This window comes from Janthinobacterium sp. SUN033, from assembly GCF_030397595.1.
GTDB classification, from domain to species: domain Bacteria; phylum Pseudomonadota; class Gammaproteobacteria; order Burkholderiales; family Burkholderiaceae_D; genus Janthinobacterium; species Janthinobacterium kumbetense.
Window position 1 is genome coordinate 113120 of record NZ_JAPQNV010000007.1, and the last position, 26942, is coordinate 140061.

Below are 26942 nucleotides of genomic sequence, written 5' to 3' on the forward strand. Positions count from 1 at the left end.
CCATGCAGACGACGCACGAACACTATGGCGCCATGCACGCGCTGCTGGCGCAGATGCGCGCACGGGGCGGCTCCGACCTGTTCATCACGGCCGGCTTTCCCGCCGCCATCAAGCTCGACGGCAAGCTGACGCCGCTGGCTGGCGGCGCGCTTGACGCGGCACAGGCGGCCGGCTACGTGCGCGCCGTCATGAACGAGCGCCAGGCGGCCGAGTTCGAGTCCAGCCGCGAAGCCAATTTCGCCATCAGCCCGGAGGGGCTCGGACGTTTCCGCGTATCCGCCTTCGTGCAGATGGGCCAGGCAGGCATGGTCTTGCGGTTGATCAATACCGCCATCCCCAGCCTCGCTGGCCTTGGCTTGCCCGCCATCCTGCAAGACATCGTGATGAGCAAGCGCGGCCTCGTCATCATGGTGGGCGCCACGGGCTGCGGCAAGTCGACCACCCTGGCGGCCATGGTGGGCCACCGCAACGCCCACAGCCACGGCCACATCATCACCATCGAAGACCCCGTGGAATTCATCCATCCGCACGGCAACTGTATCGTCACCCAGCGCGAAGTGGGCGTCGATACGGACGACTGGGCCACGGCCCTGAAAAACACCCTGCGCCAGGCGCCCGACGTGATACAGATCGGCGAAATCCGCGACCGCGACACCATGGACCACGCCATCGCGTTTGCCGAGACGGGCCATCTGTGCCTGGCGACCTTGCACGCGAACAACGCCAACCAGGCGCTGGACCGCATCATCAATTTCTTCCCCGAAGAGCGGCGCCAGCAGTTGCTGATGGACCTGTCGCTGAATTTGAAGGGCATGATTTCGCAGCGGCTGATCCCCAACAAGGATGGCGGCGGGCGCCAGGCGGCGCTGGAAATCCTGCTCAATTCGCCGCTGATGAGCGACCTGATCTTCAAGGGCCAGGTGCACGAGATCAAGGAATTGATGAAAAAATCGCGCGAGCATGGCATGCAGACTTTCGACCAGGCCCTGTTCGACCTGCACGAGACGGGCGCCATCAGCTATGAAGACGCGCTGCGCAATGCGGACTCCGTCAACGACCTGCGCCTGACGATCAAGCTCAAGGGCGCAACGGCGCCGGAACCGGCCCCGCAGGCGGGCGCCACCAAACTGGGACTCCTCTGACATGACCAACATCCACGATTTCCAGGCCGAGGCGCTGGACGGCACGCCGATCGACCTGGCGCGCTACAAGGGCAAGGTATTGCTGATCGTCAATACGGCCAGCGCCTGCGGCTTCACGCCCCAATACCAGGGGCTCGAAACGCTGTACCGCGAATTCCACGACCAGGGCCTGGTCGTGCTGGGTTTTCCCTGCAATCAATTCCGCCAGCAGGAACCGGGCTCGAACGAGGAAATTGGCGCCTTTTGCGAAAAAAACTTCGGCGTCACCTTTCCCCTGTTTGCCAAGGTCGACGTGAATGGCCCGCATACCCATCCCGTCTTTGCGCAATTAAAACAGGCGGCGCCCGGCATATTGGGCACGCAATCGATCAAATGGAATTTCACCAAGTTTTTGGTGCGCAAGGATGGCAGCGTATTTCGCCGCTATGCGACGGCCAGCAAGCCGGCCAGCCTGGCGGACGACATACGGCAATTGCTACAAGAGTAGAAGCGCAATACTTTGACTTAAGACAACAATCATGTGAAATCAATAAAACTGTATTTATTTCATGCTTGATATCAATATTGTGTTTCAAATAGCAAATATCGGTGATAATGTTTACATAATTATTCGCAGATATCGATCATAAAACGATGCCAGTCTTTGGGAAAATATTATCTTCATGGATGCGGATGGGCAGTTATTCCCGCCTCTTCATCCCTATTACCTTCCTGATACTCGCCGTTTCCGCCTTTCGCTATCACGCCCTGCTCGGGACGGAAACGGCGCTGGCCAATGCCCGCTACCAGAGCGAAGCCCGGCAACTCGACCTGTTCCTGGCCAATAGCGTGCTGCCGCTGGCCGTGCATACGGACCGGCATGCGATGCACGACAGCGTGCGGCAAGTGCTGCGCAGCGCCCTGCCGCTGAACCGCAGCCTCGCCGCCATGCGCTGGGATACGGCTGGCGCGCATGTCGAAGTGCTGGCCGACAACAAGCTGACCGACACGCTGGCCGACGGCGTGCCGGCGTGGTTTGCACGCCTGGCGGGCATGGCGGCCATCCGCAGCCGCCTGACGGTGGCGCTGCCGGATGGCGGCGACGGCATCCTCGACGTGCATTACACGCCCGGCCTGCCCCTGGCGCAGGTATGGCAACGGGTGCGCGGGCAGGCCGTCCTCAGCACCATCAACATCGTCCTCGTCTTCCTCCTGCTGGGCTTGATCCTGGCGTCGCACCGCAAGCTGCTGGCGCGGCTCGTGCAGGCGACCGACCGCTTCCGCGATGGCAACTTCGCCGTGCGCCTGGCGGCCGGCGCCACGCCCGAAGCGCAAGCCGTGTCGCAGTCGTTCAACGGCATGGCCGGCGATATCGAAGAACTGCTGACCTCGCTCAAGACCAGCCAGCGCCAGCTGGGCGAACAGTTGAACGAAACCGTGCACATGCAGCAGGCGCTGCAAAAGCTGTCATGGCAAAACTACAATGACGTGCTGACGGGATTGCCCAACCGCGCCGCGCTGGCCGCCCGCTTCGAACAGGAGCTGTTCCTGGCGCGCGAACGCCAGCGCCTGCTGGCCGTCTGCCTGTTCGACCTCGACCACTTCCAGGCCATCAACGACCGCTATGGCGCCGAAGCGGGCGATGAAATCCTCAAGCAGGTGGCCGGCCGCCTGCACGGCTTTACGGGCCAGATCCACTACGCGGCGCGCCTGGGCGGCGATGAATTCGTCCTGCTGCTGTGCGGCCAGGCCAGCATCGCCAGCATCGAACAGAACATCACGCAATTGCTGCAGGAACTGAGCCGCCCCTACCAGGGCGACCAGCAGGCGCTGCACGTGACGGCCAGCGTCGGCATCGCCGTCTACGCGGGCAAGGACTTGAATACGGAAAGCCTGCTGCGCCACGCCGACCACGCCGTCTACCAGGCGAAACTGACGGGGCGCAACCAGTACCACTTCTTCGACACCAACCTCGATGAAGAAGTGCGCACCCACCACAACCAGCGCACGGAAGTGCGCCAGGCCCTGATCAATGGCGAACTGCGGCTGTACTACCAGCCCAAGGTGAACATGCGCGCCGGCACGGTGGTGGGCATGGAAGCGCTGCTGCGCTGGCAGCACCCGCGCCGCGGCGTGCTGGCGCCCGCGCAATTCCTGCCGCTGGTGGAACAGACGGATCTGATCATCGACATCGGCGAATGGGTGCTGCGCCAGGCCCTGTGGCAGATGCAGCGCTGGGTCGCTTGCGGCAAGCACTGGGTCGTCAGCGTGAATATCGCGGCGCGCCACTTCCAGCAACCGGACTTCGTCTCGCGCCTGGAAACCATCCTCGGCGAATTTCCCGGCGTGCGCGCCAGCATGTTGGAACTGGAAATCCTCGAATCGTCGGCCCTGCACGACATCGAAGACGTGCGCCGCATCATCCGCGCCTGCCAGGCGCTGGGCATCACGTTTGCGCTCGACGATTTCGGCACCGGCTACTCGTCGATGTCATACCTGAAACGCCTGCCGGCGAATATCGTCAAGATCGACCAGAGCTTCGTGCGCAACATGCTCAACGACCGCGACGACCTGCACCTGGTGCGCGCCGTCATCGGCCTGGCCCGCTCCTTCAGCTTGACGGTGATCGCCGAAGGCGTGGAAAGCGTCGAGCATGGCGCGCGATTGATCCAGCTGGGCTGCGACCTGGCGCAAGGCTACGGCATCGCCCGCCCCATGCCGGCCGACGCCGTGCTGGAGTGGGCGAACAATTTCATCCCGGCGCCGCAATGGCGCATCGCGCAGTACAACGAAGTGCCTATTTGACCGGGGTCAAGGCCGAGTCGATCAATTCGATCCAGTGCCGCACGGGCGTCTCCGTGCCCGACTGCAGGTGGCTCAGGCAGCCGATATTCGCCGACACGATCATCTCCGGCTCGCACGCTTCCAGGTTCGCCACCTTGTTGTCGCGCAACTGTTGCGACAGTGCCGGCTGCAGGATCGAATACGTGCCCGCCGAACCGCAGCACAGATGGCTGTCCGCGCACAGGCGCACGTCGACGCCGACGGCGCGCAGCACCTGCTCCACCTTGCCGCGCACCTGCTGGCCGTGCTGCAGGGTGCACGGCGGGTGGTACGCCACTCGCTTGCCGATGCGCCCTTGCAGCAGCGCCGCCAGTTCCGCTTCAAACGCGGGCATGATCTCGGACAAGTCGCGCGTCAATGCCGCGATGCGCCGCGCCTTGTCCGCATAGAGGGCGTCGTGCGCCAGCAGATGGCCATATTCCTTCACCGTGGCGCCGCAGCCGGAGGCCGTCATGACGATGGCTTCCGCGCTGTCCACGCAATCTACGTAGGGCCACCAGGCGTCGATATTGCGGCGCATGTCGTCCAGCGCCGCTTCCTGGTCGTTCAAGTGATGGCGCAGCGCGCCGCAGCAGCCCGCCTTAGTCGCGACGATCAATTGCACGCCCAGGGCGTCGAGCACGCGCGCCGTGGCCGCGTTGATGTTCGGCGACATGGCCGGCTGCACGCAGCCGTCGAGCAGCAGCATGGTGCGCGCATGCCGGCGCGCGGGCCATGCGCCGGCCTTTTCTCCGGGACGCAGCTTGTCCTGCAAACCTTTCGACAGCAAGGGCCGCAGCGCCTGCCCCGCCTTGTACACGGGCGTAAACAGCCAGCGGCGCGGCAAGGCTTCCTTCAGGGCGAAGCGCAGCGCCCGTTCGCGCAAGGGGCGCTGCACGCGCTGTTCGACGACGTTGCGGCCGATGTCGACCAGGCGCCCGTACTGCACCCCCGAGGGACAGGTCGACTCGCAGTTGCGGCAGGTCAGACAGCGGTCCAGGTGCGTCTGCGTCTTGGCCGTGACGGGTGCGCCTTCGAGCACTTGCTTGATCAGGTAGATGCGTCCACGCGGGCCATCGAGTTCATCGCCCAGCAACTGGTAGGTGGGACAGGTGGCCGTGCAAAAGCCGCAATGCACGCAGGCGCGCAGGATGGCTTCGGCTTCGTCGCCTGCCGGCGTATTCTTGATGAAATCGGCGAGATTGGTTTGCATGCGCTCAAGTCATTCTGTGCGGGTTGAAGATGCCGGCCGGGTCGAAAGCGTGCCGCAGGCGCTGGTGGATTTTTTCAATGGCCGGCGCCAGCGGATGAAACACGCCCACGGCCTTGTCGCCGCCGCGGAACAGGGTGGCGTGGCCCCCAAGCGCGGCCACGGCCTGGCGGATGTGCTGGCTGCCTGCCGCATCGGCGTCGCCGTCGAGCTTGAGCCAGCGCTGCGCCCCGCCCCATTCGATCAGCTGGCGCCCCTTTAAAATCACGGCGCTGGCGTGCGGCGGCAGCGACAGGCGCCACAGGCTGCCCGCGCCCGCGAAGAAATCGTGCGTCTGTTCGCGCACGGACAGCCAGAAGGTGGCCGCGTCTTCGGCTGCCAGCAGCTCGCCATTCAAGGATTGCAGGGCTGCCGACACGGCCGCCTCGGCGCCGGACAGGCGCACGCTCAAGACGCCATCATGCCAGCAGCTGGCGGAAATCGGCAGCGGCTTGCCCGCCCATTCATTGAGCAGGCGCAAGGCGACAATTTCCGCGCATTCCAGGCGCAAGGTCGCTTCGCGCAGCGGCAACGGCAACACCTTCAGCGACACTTCCAGGATCAGGCCCAGGGTGCCCAGCGAGCCTGCCAGCAGGCGCGAGACATCGTAGCCGGCCACGTTCTTCATCACTTGTCCGCCGAAGGCCAGGCGCTGGCCGTGGCCATCCATCAGCACGGCGCCCAGCACAAAGTCGCGCAAGGCTCCCGCGCTGGCGCGGCGCGGGCCGGACAGGGCGCTGGCGACGACGCCGCCCACCGTGGCACCCGGCCCGAAATGGGGCGGCTCGAAGGCCAGCATCTGGTTGCGCGCGGCCAGCGCCGCCTCGATCTCGGCAAGCGGCGTGCCGCAGCGGGCCGTGATCACCAGTTCCGTCGGTTCATAGTCGATGATGCCCGCATACGCGCGCGTATCGAGCACCTCGCCTGCCAGCTGCTGGCCATACCAGTCTTTCGTGCCGCCGCCGCGCAGGCGCAAGGGGCTGCCTGCCGCGCTGGCCGCCAGGATCTGCTGCCTGAATTGTTCCGCTATCGCTTGCAAAAGAGTCTCCGGAAAATTAAAAACGGGGCAGGTTGGCGAACGGCAGGCGTCCCGCCGTCACATGCATCTTGCCGAATTCGGCGCAGCGGTTCAAGGTGGGAATCGCCTTGTCCGGGTTCAGCAAGGCATGGGGATCGAAGGCGCGCTTGACGGCAAAGAAGGCATCGAGTTCGGCGCGCGTAAATTGCACGCACATGGAATTGATCTTTTCCATGCCCACGCCATGTTCGCCCGTGATGGTGCCGCCCACGGCCACGCACAGGGCCAGGATGTCCGCGCCAAACGCTTCGGCGCGTTCGAATTCGCCAGGCATGTTGGCGTCGAACAGGATCAGGGGGTGCAAATTGCCGTCGCCCGCGTGGAACACGTTGGCGCAGCGCAAGCCATGCGTCGTTTCCATGCCGGCGATGCCCGTCAGGACTTCGGCCAGGCGCTTGCGCGGGATGGTGCCGTCCATGCAGTAGTAGTCGGGCGAGATGCGTCCCGCCGCGGGAAAGGCGTTCTTGCGGCCGGACCAGAATTTCATGCGCTCCGCTTCCGACTGCGACACGGCGATGGCGCTGGCGCCCGCCCCTTCCAGCACGGCCGTCATGCGGGCGATTTCCTCTTCCACTTCCTCGTGCGTGCCATCCGCTTCGCACAGCAAGATGGCGGCCGCGTCGATGTCGTAGCCGGCCTTGACGAACGGTTCGACCATGCGCGACGAGGTCCGGTCCATCATTTCCAGGCCGGCCGGGATGATGCCGGCCGCGATCACGTTGGCCACGGCATTGCCGCCCGTGACGACGTCGTCAAAGGACGCCATGATGACCCTCGCCGTGGCCGGCTTCGGGATCAGCTTGACCGTCACTTCCGTGACGATGCCCAGCATGCCTTCGGAGCCGATGAAGACGGCCAGCAAATCGAGGCCGGGCGAGTCCAGGCATTCGCCGCCCAGTTCCAGCACGTCACCATCAATGGTAACAACCCGCACGCGCAGCACATTGTGCACGGTCAAGCCGTATTTCAGGCAATGCACGCCGCCCGAGTTTTCCGCCACGTTGCCGCCGATGCTGCAGGCGATTTGCGAGGACGGGTCGGGCGCGTAGTACAAGGCATGTTGCGCCGCCGCTTCGGAAATGGCCAGGTTGCGCACGCCCGGCTGCACCACGGCCGTGCGCGCATACGCATCAAGGCGCACGATGCGGTTCAAACGCGCCGTCGACAGCACCACGCCGTCGGCGATGGGCAAGGCGCCGCCCGACAGGCCCGTGCCCGCGCCGCGCGGCACGATCGGCACCTTCAACGCGCGGCAGACGCCGAGGATGGCGATGACCTGTTCTTCCGTATCCGGCAACGTCACCACCATCGGCAGCTGGCGGTAGGCGGCCAGGCCATCGCATTCGTACGGGCGCGTATCTTCGGCGTCGGACAACACGCAGCGGGCCGGCAGCACGGCCAGCAGGGCCGCGACGACGGCTTGCTTGCGCGCGACGGTCAATCCGGATTCAGGGGCGGCATTGAGCATAGGATGTGAGCAAAAGTGCATGGGCGTGCAACGATTGTAAGCACAAAAGTGGCGCGCAGCGCATTTTTTGTCCTATTTGCGGGCAAATCCGGGGCCAGGCGGCGCGCGGTGTCGTATGCTGCCCCCATTCTTCTTTACAGGATCGATATCATGGGCAACCGACTTTCGAAAATCGCCACGCGCACGGGCGACAATGGCAGCACCGGCCTGGGCGACGGCAGCCGCACCAGCAAGGACAGCGCGCGCATCCACGCCATGGGCGACGTGGACGAACTCAATTCGAATCTGGGATTGCTGCTGTGCGAAGCCATGCCCGACGCCTTGCGCGACGAACTGGTGGCCATCCAGCACGATCTGTTCGACCTGGGCGGCGAAATCTGCATCCCCGGCTACCAGTTGATCAAGGAAGAGCACGTGCTGCGCCTCGACGACCTGCTGGCGAAATACAATGCGGACTTGCCTGCCTTGAGCGAATTCATCCTGCCGGCCGGTTCGCGCGCCGCCTCGCTGGCGCATGTGTGCCGCACCGTGTGCCGCCGCGCCGAGCGCAGCATCGTCGCGCTGGCCAATGCGGAACCGCTGCACGAACATCCGCGCCAGTACGTGAACCGCCTGTCGGACCTGCTGTTCGTGCTGTCGCGCGTGCTGAACCGCTTTGCCGGCGGCAGCGACGTGCTGTGGCGGCATGACCGCACGCGGGGATGAAATAAAAAACGGCGATGCCTGTCAAACCGCATCGCCATGCTTTATCCGGCTGACCGGGTGTTACTCAGCCGCAGGCCTGAAGACACGCTTTATTGGCACGGACGCATGAGGGAACACTGAACTCCATGACGCAGGCATCGAGCGCCATATAGCACTCGGATTGGCATTCCGATATATCGGCGGTACTGCTGGCCATGGCATACGAGGCGCTGACGCCCGTGGCGAACAGAAAGAAACCCAGCTTTTTGAACATAAGCACTCCTTTGCGGCAATAAGGGACGGCAGGATGGATGAAGTGATGCAGCCGGCCTGGCCAGCGTACTGGCCAGCCGGCAAACTTTATTGAATGCTACTCTTGCGCGCAGCGGTTGTAGCACATCTGATGAATCTTGGTGCAGGCGCCTGGCGACCTTGGATGGTCGGTCATGCACTGGTCCAGCCCTTCATCGCATTGCGAATAGCATTCCGGTTCGCCGCCGGCGATCGCGTACGAGGCGCTGAGGCCCATGGCAAACAAAAAGAAACCCAGTTTTTTAAACATCGGTACTCCTTTGCAGAAATGTCAGACGAGGGGCAACATCCATGGCGCGCCGTCTCTTACGCGCCATCCGGCAATCAGATTTTCTTCAGCGCCGCTTCCAGCGCGCCCGTATTGAAACCCTGGATCTTGCGGTTGCCGATCAACACCACGGGCACGCCGCCGCCGCCGAGTTCTTCATGGGCTTTTTTCGCTTCCGGCGATTTTTCGATATCGAGATCGACAAAGTCGATCTTGTTTTCCTTGAAGTACGCGCGCGTCTTGGCGCAATAGCCGCACCAGTCCGTGCCGTACAACACCACCTTCGCCTGGGCATTCGGGAAATACGCGGCGTAATTGCCTTCCGTGTAAGTCGATTTGAATAAACCAGGCAATAAAGACAGGCCATAACCGCTGCCCAGGCCGGCGGCCAATATCACGCCATCCATGGCGATGGTTTTAATTTTCTTTTGCATCATGAAGCCACCTTGACGTCGTTACTTCCAAGCCGGAGCAATGCTTGCGCCCCGGCACACCTGGTTTTCTTAATTCAAGGCGCAATCGGCCTTGCATGCATTTAACAAATCCTTGCACGTGTTGCTGGAATGGCCAGAATCGAGGCAATCGGTAAAGCCGCCATAGCACTCGCGCTGGCAGTCGCTCAAGCCATTGCCTGCCGCCCCCGCCGAATAGGACGCGCTGACACCGACGGCGAACAGGAAAAGTGCGATCTTCTGAAACATTTTCTACCTTTCGATTGACGTGGAAAAACAATGCCACTTGCGCTTAACTGCTTATTACCTTATAGAATTTATATCGTACAAAATCGAATATAGACCGCACTTATTTTAGAGTCAACGTTTCCTTCCGATAAATTTCCAATTTGGAAAATATATCGGGAAAGCCCCATGAATGTGGAATTTGGAGAGATTGGGAGGCGCCAAACGTCTATACAATATCGGCGCCGCAAGCAGGTAAAGGCCGGCTGCGGGCGCAGCCGGCCGAGCGGCCATAGCAGGCTATAGCACTTCCAGAAAACTCTTCAACGCGATGATTTCATCGGACGTCAGCTGCAAGCGCTGCAGCAGGGGCGACGTGACGGGAAACTTCGGATCGGCCGCCTGCTGCGCGTTCTGCGGCACGGGGCGCGACATGCCCGCGTTATACATGTTCAACATGCCCACCATCTGCGCGAACGCGCCATTGTGCATCCACGGCCCCGATTGCGCCACGCCGCGCAAGCCCGGCGTGCGGAACTTGCCCACATCCTCATTCTTGCCCGTCACCAGATAGCGCCCCAGGTCTTCATACTTGCGGCTGCCGTAATTGCTCAGCCCGAGGTTGTGGAATTGCTGGTCCGTCAGCAAGGCGCCGCTGTGGCACGTCATGCAGCGCGCCTTGGTGCGGAACAGGTGCAGGCCCAGCAGCTCGCGGTCGTTCAAGGCCGTGCGTTCGCCCTCCAGGAAGGTATCGAAACGGGTGACGGGCGGCAGCAGGGTGCGCTGGTAGTCGGCCAGCGCCGTCAAGATGCGCGGCAAGGTCACGCCGGCGCCCTGGCCAAAAGCCGCGTCGAACTGCGCCGGGTAGTCGCCCTGTGCGGCCAGCTTGGCGGGCAATTGCGCAGCCACGGCCGCCATTTCATCCGGATGCTGCAAGGGGCCCAGCGCCTGCTCTTCCAGGGTGCTGGCGCGGCCATCCCAGAACAGCATCCTGACCTGCGCCACGCCCAGCAAGCCCGGCGTATTGCGCTGTCCCAGCCGCCCCTCGTGTCCCACGGAAACGCGCTTGCTGTCGGCAAAGCTGTGGTCGGGACTGTGGCAGCTGATGCAGGCCACCGCGTTCGAGCGCGACAAACGGGGATCGTTGAACAGACGCTGCCCCAGCGCCGCGACGGCCGGTGCCACGGGCGGCACAGGTATGGCCGAGACGGGCGCCATTTCCGCGGCGGCCACGCCGACGGGCAGGTGCGGACGGGGCCAGTCGGCAATGGGACGCGCGTACGCCTGGCGCAGACAGGCTGAATTCCAGCCCGCCGGCATGGCGCAAACGGTGGTAGTGGCTTCGCGCGCCGCCGCATCCCCTCCTCCAGGCAATCCCACTGTCATGGCCAGCAGCGCTGCGGCCACCCATCCGGTCTTTCCTGCTGTAAATCTATACACGTCGCTCATTCCTCTTTTGTACGCTGGCTTCGACCAATGATAACCAGCAACATGGCAACAGCACAGCGAAAGGGGACAGGGCTTGTCTATTCGGCGATCTGCGTCAATTTTACCGGCGTTTCCTCCGCCTGCGCCTGCACATGTTCGCGCAGCAAGCCGCGCAGCAACTGCACTTGCGCCACGGCATCGGCCTGCAGCGGCGTCAGGCTGTCGGCAACGCAGGGACCAGGCGCGCTGGCGTCGGCGGCGCCGCGCAGCAAGGCGTCGATTTCCCCGCTGACGCCGGCGATCCACTGCTGCAGTGCGGGCGGCGCCGGCTCGGCCTGGGGACTCAGGCTGATGCGCGCCGTGCTGCCCGCCACGCGGCGCAACAGCGGCAAGGTGCGCAGCGCCGCCAGGCCCACGCCGCTGCTGCGGTCCAGGCGGCGCTCGATGCGCAAGCGCTGCAAGACCTGTTCCGCGTTATTGCTGGCCAGGCCCGCCTCGCGGCGCAGGCGCGCGATGGCGCTGTCCCACTTTCCGCCCGCCGCCAGCACGGCCAGCAGGTATTTCAGGTTGGCCGACACTGCCTTCGCCAGGCGCTGGTCCAGGTCGTCCGCCTCGCGGTCGGGCCACAGGAAAAACGTGGCCAGCAAGGCCAGCACGCAGCCCAGCACATTGTTGCCCAGACGACTCATCGCATACACCATCTCGCTGGCCGGCGCCGCATAGTCGGCCACCAGCACGAAGGCGGGCGTCATGAACAGCACGTGCAGGCTGTAGCTGACGCGGCGCAAGGCCATGGTGGCGACGATCAGGGGAAACACCACCAGCGAGATGCCCAGCGGAGTGTGAACCGCCAGGCCGATCAGCACGGCCAGCACGGCGCCCAGCACGCTGCCCGCCACCCGCTCGATGCCGCGCGGCCAGGTGGTCGACACGGACGGCTGCAGTATCAGCAAGGTGGCCATGGTGGCCCAGTAGCCGAAGGGAATATGCAAGGCCTCGACCAGCAGGAAGCCGGCCGTCGTCGCCAGCGACACGCGCGCCGCATGGCGCCAGCTCAGCGACTGCGGCGTGGCATTGACTTTCGCCGTCTGCCACGCCTGCCCCAGCGCCAGGAAAGCCGCTTCGCGCCACGGCAGCTGCGCCGCGCGCGGCAAGCCCAGCTCCATGAAGTCCACGTTCAGGCGCAGCGGCAGCAAGGCGCCCAGCGCCGCTTCCAGGCGCCGTCCGCAGCCAGCCAGGCGGCGCTGCAATTCCAGGGGCGGCGTTTCCGGCTGGCGCTGCACGGCTTGCCCCAGGCGGCGCAGCAGCACGGCCATCACTTCCAGGCTGCGCCGCGCGCGCGGGTCCTGGCGCAGGCGCTGCTGCTCGCGCTCGCACGTATGCGTGACGGCGATCAGATAGGCGAAGATGCGCTCGGCGTCGCTGAGCGCCAGCAGCAGGTTGTCGTACAGGGCGCTGCGGCCGGCGCGCGCTGGCGGCACGGCGGCCAGCGCCACGCGCGCCGCTTCCAGCGCGGCGCGCGCCTGCGAACGGTAGCTGGCGCCATGCGCGGCAACGTCCGCCTGCGCCGCATCATGTGCGAGGAAGCGCGCATTGTCGCGCGCGATGCCGGCCAGGCGCGAATACGCGGCGCGGATGGCGCGCCGGCTCGGGCCGAATGGGTGGATGCGCCAGACGGTAAAACTGAGCACGGTGGCGAACAGGCAGCCGAACATGTACAGGCCCAGGAAAGGCGCCGTCTGCGTCATCGATGCCAGCGGATGCGTAACCATCACCACGCAGGCCGTGGCGGCCAGGATGGCCACTTGCGCCGTGGCCGCGCCCCAGATGCGCGCCAGCGCGCCGGCCCAGGAAAACAGCAGCACGGCGATGGCGGCCGTCGCCACGCCATGGCCGGCCGCCAGCGCCGTCAGGCCGCCGGCCACCGTCGACAGCAAGCCGAAGCCCACCATCGAGACGAAGCGCATGCGCCGCGTGCCGGCCGCGTCGGCCAGGCACGTCCAGAAGGCGCCGATGGCGGCCCAGGAAAAATCGGGATGGTCGAACAGCAGGCCCAGCAGCAGCATGGCGCTCGAGGCGCACGCGGCCCGCAAGCCTTCGGACAGGTTCGTTTCATCGATGGCCAGGCTGACCATCCACAGGGGACGGCGCTGCGCCAGGGTGTCGGTATAGGCGTGCACGCCCGTCAGCCAGCGGCCGGCCAGTGCGCGCGAACGGCGGTGAAGTTTCCTGAGATACAAGTTGGACTTTGAAAGGGTATCAAAGCGTCATCGTAGCATTCCCGGGCGAAAAATGTTGCAGTGCAGCGTAAAATCCCCGAGAGCGAAAAAAAAGCGACACCGCGGTGTCGCTTTTCTGTAGGCAAGCCAGCTTAGCTGACGGCTGCCAGGCGCGGCGGCTGCGTGCCGCCAAAGCGCTGTTCGATCGACGCAGCGATGCCGCTGGCGTCCAGGCCGACGCTTTTCAGCAATTGCACGGGGTCGCCATGGTCGATGAAGGTGTCGGGCAAGCCCAGCATCAGGATAGGCTTGACGATGCCCTCCGCCGCCAGGGCCTCGGCCACGGCCGAGCCGGCGCCGCCCATGATGCAGCCCTCTTCCACCGTCACCAGGTAATCGTGCTCGGCAGCCAGCTGTTTCACCAGTGCCACGTCGAGCGGCTTGACGAAGCGCATATTGGCCACCGTCGCGTCAAGCTTCTCGCCCGCTGCCACGCTAGTCGCCACCATCGAGCCGAAGGCCAGGATGGCGATGCGCTGGCCCTGGCGCTTGATCTCGCCCTTGCCGATCTCGATGCTGGTCAGTTCCGGCACGATGGCCACGCCCGCGCCGGCGCCGCGCGGATAGCGGATGGCGGCCGGGCCAGGGTAGTGGTAGCCCGTGGTCAGCATTTGGCGGCATTCGTTTTCATCCGACGCGGCCATGATGACCATGTTCGGGATGCAGCGCAGGAACGCCATGTCGTAGTTGCCCGCGTGCGTGGCGCCGTCGGCGCCCACCAGGCCGGCGCGGTCCAGCGCGAACGTCACGTCCAGGTTTTGCAGGGCCACGTCGTGGATCAGCTGGTCGTAGGCGCGCTGCAGGAAGGTGGAATAGATGGCGACGACGGGTTTCAAGCCTTCGCAAGCCAGGCCCGCGCCGAACGTCACGGAATGCTGCTCGGCAATGCCGACGTCGAAGTAGCGGGTCGGAAACTTCTGTTCGAACTTGACCATGCCCGAGCCTTCGCGCATGGCCGGCGTGATGCCCACCAGGCGCTTGTCGTGGGCGGCCATGTCGCACAGCCAGTTGCCGAACACTTCCGTATACGTCATCTTGGCGGGCGCCGTGGCCGGCTTGATGCCTTCGGCCGGGTTGAACTTGCCCGTGCCGTGGTACAGAATCGGTTCCGCTTCGGCCAGCTTGTAGCCCTGCCCCTTCTTGGTCACCACGTGCAGGAATTGCGGACCCTTCAATTGCTTGATATTTTGCAAGGTCGGGATCAGCGAATCGAGGTCGTGGCCGTCGATGGGGCCGATGTAATTGAAACCGAATTCCTCGAACATGGTGGCGGGCACGACCATGCCCTTGGCGTGCTCTTCAAAGCGCTTCGCCAGTTCCAGCACGGGGCCGGGCAAGACGGACTTGCCGACATTTTTCGCGGCCGCATAGAACTGGCCCGACATCAATCGCGCCAGGTGGCGGTTCAGCGCGCCCACGGGCGGCGAGATCGACATGTCGTTGTCGTTCAAAATCACCAGCAAGTTGACATCTTCCTGCACGCCCGCATTGTTCATCGCCTCGAAAGCCATGCCGGCCGTCATCGAACCGTCGCCGATCACGGCGATCGCGTGCAGCGGGTCGCCCTTGATCTTGGCCGCCTGCGCCATGCCCAGCGCGGCGGAAATGGACGTCGACGAGTGCGCCGTGCCGAAGGTGTCGTATTCGCTCTCGTCGCGCTTCGGGAAGCCGGAAATGCCGTCTTTCTGGCGCAGGGTGTGCATGCGCTCGCGGCGGCCCGTGAGGATCTTGTGCGAATAGGTCTGGTGGCCCACGTCCCAGACGATGCGGTCGTGCGGCGTGTTGAAGACGTAATGCAGCGCGACGGTCAGCTCGACCGTGCCCAGGTTGGACGACAAGTGGCCGCCCGTCTTGGAAACGGAATCGAGCAGGAAGCTGCGCAATTCCTGGGCCAGCGGCACCAGTTGCGAGCGGGCCAGCTTGCGCACTTGCGCTGGTTCATTGATGGTTTCTAACAGTTTCATTTATGCCTTCCGCTGCACGACCAGGTCCGCCAGCTCGCGCAAACGGCGTGCCTTGTCCCCGAATGGCGCCAGCGCCGCATGGGCGTCGCACCGCAATTGTTCTGCCAGGGCTTTCGATGGTGCCAGCCCCAGTATCGATACGTAGGTGGGCTTGTTGGCGGCCGCATCCTTGCCTGCCGTCTTGCCCAGGGTGGCCGAATCGGCCGTCGCGTCGAGCACGTCGTCGACCACCTGGAACGCCAGGCCCACGGCGCGCGCATACGCGTTCAGCGCCGTCATGTCGTCCGCCGTCAAGTCCTTGCCGGCCAGCGCGCCGAGAATCACGGCCGCGCGCAGCAAGGCGCCCGTTTTGAGTTGATGCATCTGTTCCAGCTGCGGCAAGGTCAAGGCCAGGCCGACACTGTCGAGGTCGATCGCCTGGCCGCCGCACATGCCGGCAGAACCGGAGGCGTGCGCCAGCAGCTTGATCATGGCCATTTGCCGCGCGGGAGGAATCGCCGCGCCGTCGGCCAGCAGCATGAACGCCTGCGATTGCAGCGCGTCACCCACCAGCAGGGCCGTCGCCTCGTCGTAGGCGATGTGCACGGTGGGTTTGCCACGGCGCAAGGCATCGTCATCCATGCAGGGCATGTCGTCATGCACGAGCGAATACACGTGAATCATTTCCAGCGCGCAAGCAGCGCGCGCGAGGGTATCTTGATCGGCATCAAACAGTTCGCCAGCCGCCATCACCAGCAGCGGGCGCACGCGCTTGCCGCCGCCCAAGAGCGCATAGCGCATGGCAGAGTGCAGCTTGTGCGGCACGGCGTCCGCCGCCGGCAGGAACTGGTCGAGCCGGCCTTCCACGCCGGACTGGGTGCTTTGCATCCAGTCGCCGAAGGTAACGCCGTCTTGTTGCATGCTGGCCATCATTGGGCGGCCTCGCCGGCATCCGTGAACGGTTTCAACATGTCGCCTTCGAGTACTTTCACCTGCGCTTCGACACTGTCGAGCTGGGTCGCGCAATACTTGACCAGTTCCGAGCCGCGCTGATACGCCGCGACCGATGCTTCCAGCGGCAACTGGCCCGCTTCCATTTGCGTTACCAGCTGCGCCAGTTCCGCCATTGCCTCTTCAAACGAGGCCGGCACTGCGGCAGCGGCAGTTAATTTCTTCGACATAGACTCAGATCTCTTCGTGGCACGAGGGGCTTGTAGGGAGACGCCGGGGATTCCCGGCCAGCATAGAAGCGTTATTTTAGAACAAACCACACTATTAAGTGAAAACTAAAGCGCAATCGACGCGCTCAAAGTCAATAGCGTTGCCAGCTTGTCAGTAGATTTTAGCCGAATCGCCCCTCTGCGCCAGAAATTGCGCGCCAAATGACAATGTTTCTCATTAAAAGCCTATTTGCCGGGGGGTTTTGATAATGCCGAGGCCGATCCGCGCTATAATCGCCGGTTCTGTCCGAAATACCGTTTCAACAAATTTGAATTCAGGTCTTTGCGGATTCTTTCTCTCTGTAGCGGTTGCCCAGGGAATGGCCTGGGGCACTGCTGACCGTTGTACATTTATGGGGGGTTGGGATGTCCGATCTGGCTACTCACGCCAAGCTGGCGCGCTCAAACGCGCAACTTCCGGTCCACGTCTATTTTGACGAAACGCTGTTGCAGCGTGAAATGCAGCAATTGTTCCAAGCCGGCCCGCGCTATGTCGGGCACGAGCTGATGGTGCCGGAAACCGGCGATTTTGCGACCCTGGCGTCTGAGAACGAAGGGCGCATGCTCGTGCGCAACGCCAATGGCATCGAAGTGCTGTCCAACGTGTGCCGCCACCGGCAGGCGCTGATGTTCAATGGCCGCGGCAATGCGAACCATATCGTCTGCCCGCTGCACCGCTGGACCTACGACCTCAAGGGTGAACTGATCGGCGCGCCGCATTTCCCCGAGACGCCGTGCCTGAACCTGTCGAAAACGCCGCTGCAAAGCTGGAATGGCTTGCTGTTCGAGCAAAATGGCTACAACGTGATGGAAAAATTGAAAGATTTGTCCGTCTCGAAAGACCTCGACTTTTCCGGCTACATGTTCGACCACGTGGAAATCCACGAGTGCGACTACAACTGGAAGACTTTCATCGAAGTCTATCTGGAAGACTATCACGTGGAACCGTTCCACCCGGGCCTGGGCAGCTTCGTCAGCTGCGACGACCTGCGCTGGGAATTCGGCAAGGATTACAGCGTGCAGACGGTGGGCGTGCACCGCGGCCTGCAGCAAGCCGGTTCGCCTGCCTACAAGAAATGGCAAGAGCAGGTGCTGCAATTCCGCGGCGGCGAAGTGCCGCCGTATGGCGCCATCTGGCTGACCCTGTATCCGAACATCATGGTCGAATGGTATCCGCACGTGCTGGTCGTCTCTACCCTGTGGCCCGACGGCCCGCAAAAGACGCGCAACGTGGTGGAGTTTTATTACCCAGAAGAAATTGTGTTGTTCGAGCGCGACTTCGTCGAAGCGGAACGGGCTGCCTACATGGAAACCTGCGTCGAGGACGATGAAATCGCCCAACGCATGGATGCGGGCCGCAAGGCCCTGATGGCGCGCGGCGTGAGCGAAGTGGGTCCTTACCAGTCGCCGATGGAAGATGGCATGCAGCATTTCCACGAGTGGTACCGCAACAATATCGAACTGTAATCCCTCAAGGGCCGCCTCGTGCGGCCTTTTTTTATCCCCGCGTTTTTCAGGAATCAGATGCAATCTCTTTGGATGCTGTTTGCAAGTTTCATGTTTGCCATCATGGGCGTGTGCGTCAAATTGGCGTCGGAGATGTATTCGACGTCCGAAATCGTCATGTATCGCGGCATCATCGGCATGACCGTCATGAGCTGCACGATTTTGTACCAGGGCGGCAGTTTTAAGACCACGATGCCGGGCCAGCATCTGTGGCGCGGCGTGGTGGGCGTGATCGCCCTGTGGCTGTGGTTTTATGCCATCGCCATCCTGCCGCTGGCCACGGCCATGACGCTCAATTACATGGCGCCCATCTGGATCGCCGTGATCTTGCTGGCCGGCGGCTGGTGGAAGGCGACGCAGCAAGTCGAGTGGCCGCTGGTGGCGGCGATCGCCATGAGCTTTGTCGGCGTGACCCTGCTGCTGCAACCCGTGTTCGAAACGGACCAGGCTGCTGGCGCCATCACGGCCTTGATTTCCGGCATGTTGTCAGCCCTCGCCTACCTGCAAGTGCGCAAGCTGGGCTTGCTGGGCGAACCCGAATACCGGGTCGTATTCTATTTCTCGGTCGTCAATTTCCTCGCCGGCGTGATCGGCCACGTGGCCAGCGCCGGCGGCGGCCCCGTCGTCTGGCATGCGCACACGAGCGGCTACGGCATCGGCTTGCTGACCGCCATCGGCCTGTGCGCCACCATGGCGCAGATGGCCATGACGCGCGCCTATCGCCTGGGCAAGACCCTCGTGGTTGCGAATCTGCAATACACAGGCATCGTCTTTTCCAGCTTCTGGGGCGTGGTGATCTTTGGCGACCTGTTCGACTGGCATGGCTGGGCCGGCATCGGCATCATTCTCGCTTCCGGCATCGCGGCAACCTATTACAATACCCGCAACACGGCCCGTGGCGCGGCGATCGCGCGCACGGATCCCATCGCCAGCGAAGTGTAAGGAGTCATGACCTTGTATACGACCTTGATCAACAGCAATGATTTGTCCAGCCACGTGAATGACAGCAACTGGGTCATCCTCGATTGCCGCCACGACTTGCTCAACCCGACGGCCGGCAGCGACGCGTTTGCCGCCGGCCACATCCAGAACGCCCAGTTCGCCGATATCGACACGGCCCTGTCCGGCCCCAAGACGGCGCGCGGCCCCGCCTTCACGGGCCGCCATCCCTTGCCTGACCGCAATACCTTGCTGGCCACCCTGCGCGGCTGGGGCATCAATGACGACACGCAAGTGGTCGCCTATGACGGGCAAGGCGGCATGTTCGCCGCCCGTTTGTGGTGGCTGCTGCGCTGGGTCGGCCATCCAGCCGTGGCCGTGCTCGACGGCGGCCTGGCCGCCTGGCAGGCACAGGGCTTGCCGCTGGTCACGCCCGTGGCGCCCCGCCCTGCCGGCAAGCTGACGGAAAAAGCCAGCCTGACGCGCACCGTGACCGTGCAAGACGTCATCGCCAACCTGGAAACCCGGGCCTTGACGGTCATCGACGCGCGCGCCCCCGACCGTTATCGCGGCGAAAATGAAACCATCGATCCCGTGGGCAGCCACATCCCCGGCGCGAAAAACCGTTTCTTCAAGGATAATTTACAAGCGGATGGCCGTTTCAAAGGCGCAGAGGAACTACGGCGCGATTTCAGCGCATTGTTTGATGCACCGCAAGCGGCCATCCTGCAATGCGGCTCCGGCGTGACGGCTTGCCACAACTTGCTGGCCCTGGAAGTGGCCGGCTTGCCTGGCGCAGCACTGTATCCGGGCTCGTGGAGCGAATGGTGCGCCGATCCGGCGCGGCCCGTGGCGACGGGTAACTAAAAAAAGCGGACCTCGGTCCGCTTTTTTATGCGCTGTGGGTAACTACGACGTTATCCCCAGTGCTTGACTCAACTGCTCCAGTTCCGCCTGCCACGCCTGCTGGCTGGCCGGCTTCTGGTGGCGCGGTTTTCTCGCCAGGTCTTCCGCCAGCAATTGCTCCAGTTCGCACAAGCGTTCCAGCTGGACGTCGACGTCGGTTTGCGCTGGCGCAAGCGCAGCCGTTTCCACGCGCGGCGCGGACGCCGGCGCTTGCCCATCCTCAAGACTCAGCCGTGCATACGCGCTGGCCGCGTCGGGCCACTCTTCCAGCCCGCCGTCGGCCACCACCCAGTAGCGGTTGCACGCCGTCTCGATCAGGTCGCGGTCGTGCGACACCAGCAGGCAGCCGCCCGCAAAGCCGCGCAGCGCTTGCCCCAGCTCCCCCTTGCCCTGCATGTCCAGGTGATTGCTCGGCTCGTCGAGCAGCAATAAATGATAGCTGGCCAAGGAGAGGCCCAGGAACAGCAGCCGCGCCCGCTCGCCGCCGCTCAGGGTCGCCACCGTCTGGCCATGGCGCGCATACGGAAAACCGGCCGCTATCAGCGCCTGCTTGCGCGCCACCTGGCTGCGCGCAGCCTCGTTTTGCACGGCGAACGGGTACAGGGCGTCGGACAGGTCGGCCGTATCGGCCAGTTGCTTGAGCGACTGGTCGTAATAGCCGATGTTGGCCGCCTTGTGGTAGCGCAAGTCCGCACGTTCCTCCTGTGCCTGGATCGCTTGCCAGCACAGGCGCAGCAGCGACGACTTGCCGCTGCCGTTGGCGCCCAGCAAGGCGATACGGTCGCCCGGTTTCAGCCACAGCTGGCCGACCTGGAACAGCACGGGAGACGCGGGCACGGCGCGCACGTCCAGGCCGTCCAGCGCCAGCAGCTGGTCAGCCGCCAGCGCCTTGCCACGCAGACTCAAGCGCCACGGCGCGCCATCGCTGACGAACGATTGCTCATCCTTCAACTTGTCGATGCGCCGCTGCATGGTCTTGGCCTTGCGCGCCAGGTCTTCATTGTCATAGGTGCGGCCCCACAGGGCCAGGCGGGCGCTGCTGGCAGACAGGCGGTCGATTTCCTTCTGTTCGGCCGCATGCCGGGCGGCGGCGGCCACGTCCGCCTCGGCCAGCGCCGCCAGCGCCGCCAGCGCGGGGCCGCACGCCAAGTCGAAATCGTAGAGCCGGCTGTCGCGCAAGATCCAGCTGCGCGTGGCCACGTTGTCGAGCAATCGCTGGTCGTGCGAGACGAGGATGAAGGCGCCGCGCCAGGCCAGCAGGAATTGCTCCAGCCACAGCAGCGACGGCAAGTCCAGGTGATTGCTCGGCTCATCGAGCAGCAGCACGTTCGGTTCCTGCAGCAGGGCACGCCCCAGCAGCAATCGCGTGTGCTGGCCGCCGGACAGGGAATGCACGGGCACTTGCGCCGTATCAACATCAAAACCCAGTTCGGCCAGCAGGCTGTCGACCCGCCAATGCAGTTCCGGCTGTTCCAGCACAGGCGCCAGCAAGGCGTCGTACAGGCTCAGCTTGGCAAGTTCCGGCGGCAAGTGCTGCTCCACGTGCTGCAAGCGGCAGGCACGGGAATAATGGATGGTACCGGATGTCGCTTCGCGGGTGCCGCTGAGCAATCCCAGCAAGGTGGATTTGCCGCAGCCATTGTGGCCGATCAGGCCGATGCGGTCGCCCTGGCGCAAGGTAAAGGCGAGTTCATGGAAGAGGAAACCGTCGTGGGTATCCAGTTGTAAAGCTTGTGTCGAGATCAGGGTAGTCATGGCTCTTGTCTTTGTTCGGGATGCAAGCATCCGCGTTAACAGGAGCGCTAACGACAACGGAGTACCAGGAAAGGACTCGTCTGGGAGGGTGACTTTGCTCTGGCCAGGTTATCGCAGCGCGATAGAACGTGGGCAAGAGCTGGCAAATGCGCTTAAAGAGCGTGCGCGCCATACGGCGAGCAACAAGTTTTCTTCCATGATATTTTCCTCCTTTCTGTGCAAGTTAGTCAGAAAGGCAATATAGCATAGGTAGCACTGCGCCGGCAGTGCCGGACATCAACCGCCGTGGCGCTTATGCGTCAAAAACAGCACGATGCACACGCCCAGCGCGATCAGCAGCACTTGCGGGATGGTTTCGCGCAAGGTGGCGCGGCGCTGCATCTGCGGCATCAGGTCGCTCAAGGCGATGTAGATGAAGCCGGACGAGGCGAACACGAGCACGTAAGGAATCAGATTGCTGGCGCGGTCCAGGGTGAAATAGCCGAGCAAGCCGCCCGCCACCGCCATCAGGCTGCACAGCAGATTGAAGATGTAGGCGCGCAGGCGCGAGAAACCCGCGTTGAGCAGCACGATGAAGTCGCCGATTTCCTGCGGAATTTCATGCGCGATGATGGCCAGGCCCGTCACCAGGCCCAGCTTCGGGTCGGCCAGGAAGGCGGCCGCGATCAAGATGCCGTCCGTAAAGTTGTGCATGCCGTCGCCCACTAAAATCATCCAGCCGGACTTGCCCGCTTCGTGCTTGTCGTGGCCGTGCGCATGGTGGTGGCCGTCGCCTTCGTGGTGGTGCGAATGGCGCAAAATCGCGAATTTTTCCAACATGAAAAAGGCCAGCAAGCCCGCCAGCAGGGTGGCGAACAGGCTGCGCGGGTCCGCCTGCGATTCGAACGCTTCGGGCAAGGCGTGCAGCAGGGACGTCGACAACATGATGCCGACGGACAAGCTGACCATGCGCTCGACCACTTTGGAAAGGAATGCAAACGAAAAGATCGCCGCCGCGGTAATGCTGAACACGCCCGCGATCGTGGTCGCGAGCAAAATGGATATAAGGACGGGATCGATGATTTTCTTACCTCAAAATGGCGCCGGGTCACTGGCGCCCGCGATGCTGGCGTCTGGCCTGATGAATGCGTTGTTATCTATTGTTTAATTTTTTGCGCGTCTGGCGGCAGCGTCGCGCGATGAAGATGCAATTGTACTGCATTGGCGCGCACCGGGCATTTTACAGCCCGGTGCGGCTTTCGCGTCAATTTCTGGGAAATGCGGTATTTTTCTGTTGCAGCATTACGCCACGCCATGCTTTTTGAACCAGGCCAGGCAACGCGCATAACCGTCTTTTGCATCGGCCGCCACATAGCTGGGACGGTAATCGGCGTTGAAGGCGTGGCCCGCATCGGGATACACGACAAACTCGGATTGGTTGCCGCCCTTGGCCAGCGCATCCTTCATCTTGCCGATCGATTCCTGGCTGATGCCCGTATCCTTGCCGCCATACAAGCCCAGCACGGGGACTTTCAGGCTGGCGGCGATATCGATGGGGTTGCTCGGCTGCAAGGCAGTCGGTTCGCCGACGAGGCGGCCATACCAGGCTACGCCCGCCTTGACGGCCGGATTGTGCGCCGCGTACAGCCACGTGATGCGCCCGCCCCAGCAAAAGCCCGTGATGCCCAAACGGCTCGTGTCGCCGCCATTCTGTTTCGCCCATGCAACAACAGCATCGAGGTCCGCCATCACCTGCGCGTCCGGCGTCTTGGCGATGATGCCTTTCATTAAATCGGCAATGCTGGCCACCTTGGTGGCATCGCCCTGGCGCACGAACAGGTCGGGCGCCAGCGCCAGATAGCCCTGCTTGGCGAAGCGGCGCGCCATGTCGGCGATATGTTCATGCACGCCAAAGATTTCCGAAATGACCAATACCACGGGCAAACCCGTCTTGCCTTCCGGCTGGGCCGCATACACGGGCACGGCCTGGCCATCGACCATCACCGACATGCTGCCAGTGACGAGTCCGGCAGAATCCGTCTTGACGACGTTTTGCGCCGCCACGGGCAGCACGGCCACGGCAAAACCCGTGCCCAGCGCCACCTTCAGGAAACCACGCCGGCCATCCGGCCCGGACAAGCTGCTCTGGCCCAGCAAACTTTCACAATCGGTGATCATGTCGCTCATGCGTTTCTCCTGAAAATGTTGCGTTAAGTGAAGTCAAATCTCTGGACCCAGACAAAATCGTAGCGAGCGGCCCCGAGTTCTGGCCGAGAAGCGCAACTGTGCCAGGCACGGGGCCGCCGAGGCAGTGAGCATCGCAGGCCGGAAATTGCGCCGCGCAGTAGATTTGGTCTGGTGTCCTAGTGCGCTTCGTCCCAATTGCGTCCTACGCCCACTTCGGCCGTCAGCGGCACTTTCAGCGCGGCCACGCCCGCCATCAGTTCCGGCAGCTTGCGCTTGACCAGTTCCAGCTCGGCGTCCGGCACTTCCAGCACCAGTTCATCGTGCACCTGCATGATCATCTTCGTTTGCAAGCCGTCCGTTTCCAGCCAGCCTTGCACGGCGATCATGGCCAGCTTGATCAAGTCGGCGGCCGTGCCCTGCATGGGCGCGTTGATCGCCGCCCGTTCCGCGCCCTGACGGCGCGGGCCGTTCGGCGAATTGATTTCCGGCAGCCACAAACGACGGCCGAACACGGTTTCCACGTAGCCGCGCGCCTTCGCTTGCTGGCGCGTGTCTTCCATGTACTGTTTCACGCCGGAAAAACGGGCAAAGTAGCGGTCGATATAGCTTTGCGCGGCCGTGCGGTCCACACCCAGGTTACCGGCCAGGCCGAATGCGCTCATGCCGTAGATCAAACCAAAGTTGATGACCTTGGCGTAGCGGCGCTGTTCGCTCTGCACTTCCGCGGCCGGCACGCCAAAGATTTCGGCAGCCGTGGCGCGGTGAATGTCGATGCCGTCGGCAAACGCGCGCAACATGGCTTCATCGCCCGAGATGTGCGCCATGATGCGCAATTCGATCTGCGAATAGTCGGCCGAAACGATGTGGCTGCCGGGCGGCGCAATAAAGGCTTCGCGGATGCGGCGCCCTTCCGCGCTGCGGATGGGAATATTCTGCAAGTTCGGGTCGTTCGACGCCAGGCGGCCCGTCACGGCCACGGCTTGTGCATAGTTCGTGTGCACGCGCCCCGTCGTGACGTTGATCATCTTCGGCAATTTGTCCGTGTAGGTCGACTTCAGCTTGGCCATGCCCCGGTATTCGAGCAGCACTTTGGGCAGCGGATAATCCTCGGCCAGCTTTTGCAGCACTTCTTCATCCGTCGACGGCGCGCCCGTTGGCGTCTTCTTGACCACCGGCAGTTTCAATTTTTCAAAGAAAATTTCACCGATCTGCTTGGGCGAACCCAGGTTGAATGGCTGCTCGGCCAGCTCATACGCCTTCTTTTCCAGTTCGAGAATCTTGACGGCCAGCTCGGCCGACTGGATGTTGAGCAGCTCGTCATCGATCAGCACGCCGTTGCGCTCGATCTTTTGCAAGACCACGGCCGTCGGCATCTCGATCTTTTCATAGATGAAGGTCAGCTTCTCATCATTCGCCACATTGCCCCACATGGCATTGTGCAAGCGCAAGGTGACGTCCGCATCCTCGGCCGCGTATTTCGCCGCCTGCTCCACTTCCACCTGGTTGAACGTGATCTGCTTGGCGCCCTTGCCGCACACGTCCTCGAACGGGATCGTCGTGTAATTCAGGTGGCGCAGGGCCAGGCTGTCCATGTCGTGCTTCTTGTGCGATTCGAACACATACGATTCGAGCAAGGTATCGTGGGCGATGCCGCGCAACGTCACGCCGTGGTTGGCGAAGATGTGGCTGTCATACTTGAGGTTCTGGCCCAGCTTGGGCTTGTTCGCATCTTCCAGCCATGGACGCAGCTTCGCCAGCACGTGTTCGCGCGTCAACTGTTCCGGCGCGCCCGCGTAATCGTGGGCCAGCGGGATGTAGCAGGCGGCGTGCTCTGCCACGGAGAGGGAAATGCCGACCATTTGCGCCGTCATCGGTTCCAGCGACGTGGTTTCCGTATCGACGGCCGTCAAAGCCGCCGCATCGATCAGGGCGATCCATTTGTCCAGCTGCTCGTCCGTCAGCACGGTTTCATACACGGCTTCCACGGCCGGAGCGGCATCGGCAAACATGTCGCCCGTCGTGTTGGCCGCAGCGCCGCCAGTTGCCGGTGCGCCAACGGGCGACATCGGCGGCGGCGTGGCGCCCAGTTCGCGCAGCAGGGCCTTGAAGCCGTAGCGCTGGAAGAAGGCCAGCAGCGCTTCCTTGTCTTCGTGTTTCGCCACCAGCGAGTCGGCGATGGTCGTCATGTGTTCGGACAAGTCGCAATCGGTCTTGACGGTGATCAAGGCGCGCGCCTGCGGCAGCCATGGCAGGGCCGTGCGCAGGTTTTCGCCCACGGCGCCGCCCACCTTGGCCGCGTTTTCCATCACGCCTTCCAGGCTGTCGTACAAGGTCAGCCATTTGACGGCCGTCTTCGGGCCGCACTTCGAGACGCCCGGCACGTTGTCGACCGTATCGCCGATCAGCGACAGATAATCGATGATGCGGTTCGGCGGCACGCCGAACTTGACCAGCACGGCCGCTTCATCGAGCTTTTCATTGCTCATGGTATTGATCAGGGTCACCTGGCTGTTGACCAGCTGCGCCAGATCCTTGTCGCCCGTCGACACCACCACGTCCATGCCGGCGGCGGCCGCCTGCACGGCCAGAGTGCCGATCACGTCGTCCGCTTCCACGCCGTCGACCATCAATATCGGCCAGCCCATGGCGCGCACGGCTTCGTGGATCGGTTCGATCTGCAGGCGCAGGTCGTCCGGCATCGAGGCGCGCGTGGCCTTGTATTCCGGATACATGTCATCACGGAAAGTTTTGCCTTTGGCATCGAAGACGCAGGCGATATAGGCGGCCGGGTAGTCGGCGCGCAGGCGGCGCAGCATGTTGACCATGCCGTGCATGGCGCCCGTGGGATAGCCGTCCGGGCTGCGCAGGTCGGGCAGCGCATGGAAGGCACGATAGAGGTAACTGGAACCGTCGACTAACAGCAGGGTGTTTTGCATAATGCCAATAAAATAAGGTGAGCCGCGCCAGCCGGGAAGAAACAGCGGCGGGCGGGCGGAATATCGCCCAATTATCGCAGAGTTTAGGGCCGCGCCACCGGCCGCAACGCCTGCCGTTTCCGGCGTTTTTGCCACCCTGGCGGCCCCGTGCGGGCGCGCGGGCCGCCACTGCCGGCCATTTCGG

Annotated in this window: 23 protein-coding genes and 2 pseudogenes; 8 read left to right on the forward strand and 17 right to left on the reverse strand. The window is 63.3% G+C overall.

Annotated features, from left to right (window positions below):
* The first annotated feature begins 2 nt into the window (after nt 1-2).
* The 3 genes from OX460_RS26060 to OX460_RS26070 all read left to right on the forward strand — a co-directional run bounded on the left by OX460_RS26060 (nt 3) and on the right by OX460_RS26070 (nt 3926).
* On the forward strand, nt 3-1142 hold the full coding sequence (locus OX460_RS26060; RefSeq protein WP_289900401.1) for a PilT/PilU family type 4a pilus ATPase: 1140 nt from the start codon (nt 3-5) through the stop codon (nt 1140-1142).
* 1 nt (nt 1143) lies between these two features.
* Complete coding sequence (locus OX460_RS26065; protein WP_289900402.1) at nt 1144-1629, forward strand: glutathione peroxidase; 486 nt, start codon at nt 1144-1146, stop codon at nt 1627-1629.
* A gap of 185 nt (nt 1630-1814) precedes the next feature.
* Complete coding sequence (locus tag OX460_RS26070) at nt 1815-3926, forward strand: EAL domain-containing protein (RefSeq protein ID WP_289900403.1); 2112 nt, start codon at nt 1815-1817, stop codon at nt 3924-3926.
* On the opposite strand, the gene glcF is transcribed toward OX460_RS26070, so the two are convergent.
* The 3 genes from glcF to OX460_RS26085 are packed head-to-tail and all read right to left on the reverse strand — an operon-like array spanning nt 3919 to nt 7739.
* Entirely contained in the window at nt 3919-5157 is a 1239-nt protein-coding gene (glcF, locus tag OX460_RS26075; RefSeq protein WP_289900404.1) for a glycolate oxidase subunit GlcF, read from the reverse strand. The two genes, OX460_RS26070 and glcF, sit on opposite strands and share 8 nt — an antisense overlap.
* A 4-nt stretch (nt 5158-5161) precedes the next feature.
* The gene (gene glcE / locus OX460_RS26080; RefSeq protein WP_289900405.1) at nt 5162-6232 is read right to left on the reverse strand and encodes a glycolate oxidase subunit GlcE; all 1071 of its coding nucleotides are present in this window, start codon (nt 6230-6232) and stop codon (nt 5162-5164) included.
* Nucleotides 6233-6248: 16 nt separating this feature from the next.
* A complete protein-coding gene (locus OX460_RS26085) occupies nt 6249-7739 on the reverse strand; it encodes an FAD-linked oxidase C-terminal domain-containing protein (RefSeq protein ID WP_289900406.1) in 1491 nt (496 codons plus the stop codon).
* Between the two features lie 150 nt (nt 7740-7889).
* On the opposite strand from OX460_RS26085, the gene OX460_RS26090 reads away from it, so the two are divergent.
* A complete protein-coding gene (locus OX460_RS26090; protein ID WP_034784827.1) occupies nt 7890-8444 on the forward strand; it encodes a cob(I)yrinic acid a,c-diamide adenosyltransferase in 555 nt (184 codons plus the stop codon).
* A gap of 64 nt (nt 8445-8508) precedes the next feature.
* On the opposite strand, the gene OX460_RS26095 is transcribed toward OX460_RS26090, so the two are convergent.
* From OX460_RS26095 to OX460_RS26135, 9 genes are all read right to left on the reverse strand, one after another.
* Nucleotides 8509-8697 (reverse strand): hypothetical protein, encoded by a 189-nt coding sequence (locus OX460_RS26095; RefSeq protein ID WP_099665483.1) that lies wholly within the window; start codon nt 8695-8697, stop codon nt 8509-8511.
* A 96-nt stretch (nt 8698-8793) separates the two neighbouring features.
* Nucleotides 8794-8985 carry a hypothetical protein gene (locus OX460_RS26100; protein WP_289900407.1) on the reverse strand — a complete coding sequence of 64 codons (192 nt, stop codon included), beginning with the start codon at nt 8983-8985 and terminating at the stop codon, nt 8794-8796.
* Between the two features lie 74 nt (nt 8986-9059).
* Nucleotides 9060-9440, reverse strand: coding sequence for a glutaredoxin family protein (locus tag OX460_RS26105; RefSeq protein WP_289900408.1), 381 nt, complete (start codon nt 9438-9440; stop codon nt 9060-9062).
* 66 nt (nt 9441-9506) lie between these two features.
* On the reverse strand, nt 9507-9704 hold the full coding sequence (locus OX460_RS26110) for a hypothetical protein (protein ID WP_289900409.1): 198 nt from the start codon (nt 9702-9704) through the stop codon (nt 9507-9509).
* A gap of 276 nt (nt 9705-9980) precedes the next feature.
* Nucleotides 9981-11120 (reverse strand): cytochrome c peroxidase, encoded by a 1140-nt coding sequence (locus tag OX460_RS26115; RefSeq protein ID WP_289900410.1) that lies wholly within the window; start codon nt 11118-11120, stop codon nt 9981-9983.
* A gap of 86 nt (nt 11121-11206) precedes the next feature.
* The gene (locus OX460_RS26120; RefSeq protein WP_289900411.1) at nt 11207-13348 is read right to left on the reverse strand and encodes an FUSC family protein; all 2142 of its coding nucleotides are present in this window, start codon (nt 13346-13348) and stop codon (nt 11207-11209) included.
* Between the two features lie 131 nt (nt 13349-13479).
* Nucleotides 13480-15351 (reverse strand): 1-deoxy-D-xylulose-5-phosphate synthase, encoded by a 1872-nt coding sequence (gene dxs / locus OX460_RS26125; RefSeq protein WP_289900412.1) that lies wholly within the window; start codon nt 15349-15351, stop codon nt 13480-13482.
* Nucleotides 15352-16251: a polyprenyl synthetase family protein gene (locus OX460_RS26130; RefSeq protein WP_289900413.1), complete on the reverse strand. Its 900-nt coding sequence runs from the start codon at nt 16249-16251 to the stop codon at nt 15352-15354.
* An 8-nt stretch (nt 16252-16259) separates the two neighbouring features.
* Nucleotides 16260-16511: an exodeoxyribonuclease VII small subunit gene (locus OX460_RS26135; RefSeq protein ID WP_251351026.1), complete on the reverse strand. Its 252-nt coding sequence runs from the start codon at nt 16509-16511 to the stop codon at nt 16260-16262.
* A gap of 405 nt (nt 16512-16916) precedes the next feature.
* Here OX460_RS26135 and OX460_RS26140 point away from each other — a divergent pair, with 405 nt between their 5' ends.
* Together OX460_RS26140 and OX460_RS28515 are read left to right on the forward strand one after the other, a co-directional pair.
* Nucleotides 16917-18017 (forward strand): aromatic ring-hydroxylating dioxygenase subunit alpha, encoded by a 1101-nt coding sequence (locus tag OX460_RS26140; RefSeq protein WP_251351025.1) that lies wholly within the window; start codon nt 16917-16919, stop codon nt 18015-18017.
* A 72-nt stretch (nt 18018-18089) separates the two neighbouring features.
* Nucleotides 18090-18467: pseudogene (locus tag OX460_RS28515) on the forward strand (EamA family transporter); the annotation flags it as partial.
* Here the strand turns inward: OX460_RS28515 and OX460_RS28520 are convergent.
* Nucleotides 18419-18538 (reverse strand): annotated as a pseudogene (locus tag OX460_RS28520) (hypothetical protein); the annotation flags it as partial. The pseudogenes OX460_RS28515 and OX460_RS28520 sit on opposite strands and share 49 nt — an antisense overlap.
* 472 nt (nt 18539-19010) lie before the next feature.
* Here OX460_RS28520 and OX460_RS26150 point away from each other — a divergent pair.
* The gene (locus tag OX460_RS26150) at nt 19011-19862 is read left to right on the forward strand and encodes a sulfurtransferase (RefSeq protein WP_289900470.1); all 852 of its coding nucleotides are present in this window, start codon (nt 19011-19013) and stop codon (nt 19860-19862) included.
* A 42-nt stretch (nt 19863-19904) separates the two neighbouring features.
* Here the strand turns inward: OX460_RS26150 and OX460_RS26155 are convergent, their stop codons facing one another.
* Together OX460_RS26155 and OX460_RS26160 are read right to left on the reverse strand one after the other, a co-directional pair.
* Nucleotides 19905-21656 (reverse strand): ATP-binding cassette domain-containing protein, encoded by a 1752-nt coding sequence (locus OX460_RS26155; protein ID WP_289900415.1) that lies wholly within the window; start codon nt 21654-21656, stop codon nt 19905-19907.
* 276 nt (nt 21657-21932) lie between these two features.
* Nucleotides 21933-22691 (reverse strand): ZIP family metal transporter, encoded by a 759-nt coding sequence (locus OX460_RS26160; RefSeq protein ID WP_099665490.1) that lies wholly within the window; start codon nt 22689-22691, stop codon nt 21933-21935.
* On the opposite strand from OX460_RS26160, the gene OX460_RS26165 reads away from it, so the two are divergent.
* Nucleotides 22603-22803: a hypothetical protein gene (locus OX460_RS26165; RefSeq protein WP_175539385.1), complete on the forward strand. Its 201-nt coding sequence runs from the start codon at nt 22603-22605 to the stop codon at nt 22801-22803. The two genes, OX460_RS26160 and OX460_RS26165, sit on opposite strands and share 89 nt — an antisense overlap.
* Nucleotides 22804-22937: 134 nt before the next feature.
* Here the strand turns inward: OX460_RS26165 and OX460_RS26170 are convergent, their stop codons facing one another.
* Together OX460_RS26170 and polA are read right to left on the reverse strand one after the other, a co-directional pair.
* Complete coding sequence (locus OX460_RS26170) at nt 22938-23822, reverse strand: dienelactone hydrolase family protein (RefSeq protein WP_099665491.1); 885 nt, start codon at nt 23820-23822, stop codon at nt 22938-22940.
* Nucleotides 23823-23998: 176 nt separating this feature from the next.
* A complete protein-coding gene (gene polA, locus OX460_RS26175; RefSeq protein ID WP_289900416.1) occupies nt 23999-26758 on the reverse strand; it encodes a DNA polymerase I in 2760 nt (919 codons plus the stop codon).
* Nucleotides 26759-26942 lie beyond the last annotated feature (184 nt).

Bases quoted from the DNA above. Each gene is read 5' to 3' on its own strand.
- OX460_RS26060 (WP_289900401.1), top strand. From the start codon at position 3: ATGCAGACGACGCACGAACACTATGGCGCCATGCACGCGCTGCTGGCG.
- OX460_RS26065 (WP_289900402.1), top strand. From the start codon at position 1,144: ATGACCAACATCCACGATTTCCAGGCCGAGGCGCTGGACGGCACGCCG.
- OX460_RS26070 (WP_289900403.1), top strand. From the start codon at position 1,815: ATGGGCAGTTATTCCCGCCTCTTCATCCCTATTACCTTCCTGATACTC.
- glcF (WP_289900404.1), bottom strand. From the start codon at position 5,157: ATGCAAACCAATCTCGCCGATTTCATCAAGAATACGCCGGCAGGCGAC.
- OX460_RS26085 (WP_289900406.1), bottom strand. From the start codon at position 7,739: ATGCTCAATGCCGCCCCTGAATCCGGATTGACCGTCGCGCGCAAGCAA.
- OX460_RS26090 (WP_034784827.1), top strand. From the start codon at position 7,890: ATGGGCAACCGACTTTCGAAAATCGCCACGCGCACGGGCGACAATGGC.
- OX460_RS26095 (WP_099665483.1), bottom strand. From the start codon at position 8,697: ATGTTCAAAAAGCTGGGTTTCTTTCTGTTCGCCACGGGCGTCAGCGCC.
- OX460_RS26100 (WP_289900407.1), bottom strand. From the start codon at position 8,985: ATGTTTAAAAAACTGGGTTTCTTTTTGTTTGCCATGGGCCTCAGCGCC.
- OX460_RS26105 (WP_289900408.1), bottom strand. From the start codon at position 9,440: ATGATGCAAAAGAAAATTAAAACCATCGCCATGGATGGCGTGATATTG.
- OX460_RS26110 (WP_289900409.1), bottom strand. From the start codon at position 9,704: ATGTTTCAGAAGATCGCACTTTTCCTGTTCGCCGTCGGTGTCAGCGCG.
- dxs (WP_289900412.1), bottom strand. From the start codon at position 15,351: ATGAAACTGTTAGAAACCATCAATGAACCAGCGCAAGTGCGCAAGCTG.
- OX460_RS26130 (WP_289900413.1), bottom strand. From the start codon at position 16,251: ATGCAACAAGACGGCGTTACCTTCGGCGACTGGATGCAAAGCACCCAG.
- OX460_RS26135 (WP_251351026.1), bottom strand. From the start codon at position 16,511: ATGTCGAAGAAATTAACTGCCGCTGCCGCAGTGCCGGCCTCGTTTGAA.
- OX460_RS26140 (WP_251351025.1), top strand. From the start codon at position 16,917: ATGTCCGATCTGGCTACTCACGCCAAGCTGGCGCGCTCAAACGCGCAA.
- OX460_RS26155 (WP_289900415.1), bottom strand. From the start codon at position 21,656: ATGACTACCCTGATCTCGACACAAGCTTTACAACTGGATACCCACGAC.
- OX460_RS26165 (WP_175539385.1), top strand. From the start codon at position 22,603: ATGCGCTCGACCACTTTGGAAAGGAATGCAAACGAAAAGATCGCCGCC.
- OX460_RS26170 (WP_099665491.1), bottom strand. From the start codon at position 23,822: ATGAGCGACATGATCACCGATTGTGAAAGTTTGCTGGGCCAGAGCAGC.
- polA (WP_289900416.1), bottom strand. From the start codon at position 26,758: ATGCAAAACACCCTGCTGTTAGTCGACGGTTCCAGTTACCTCTATCGT.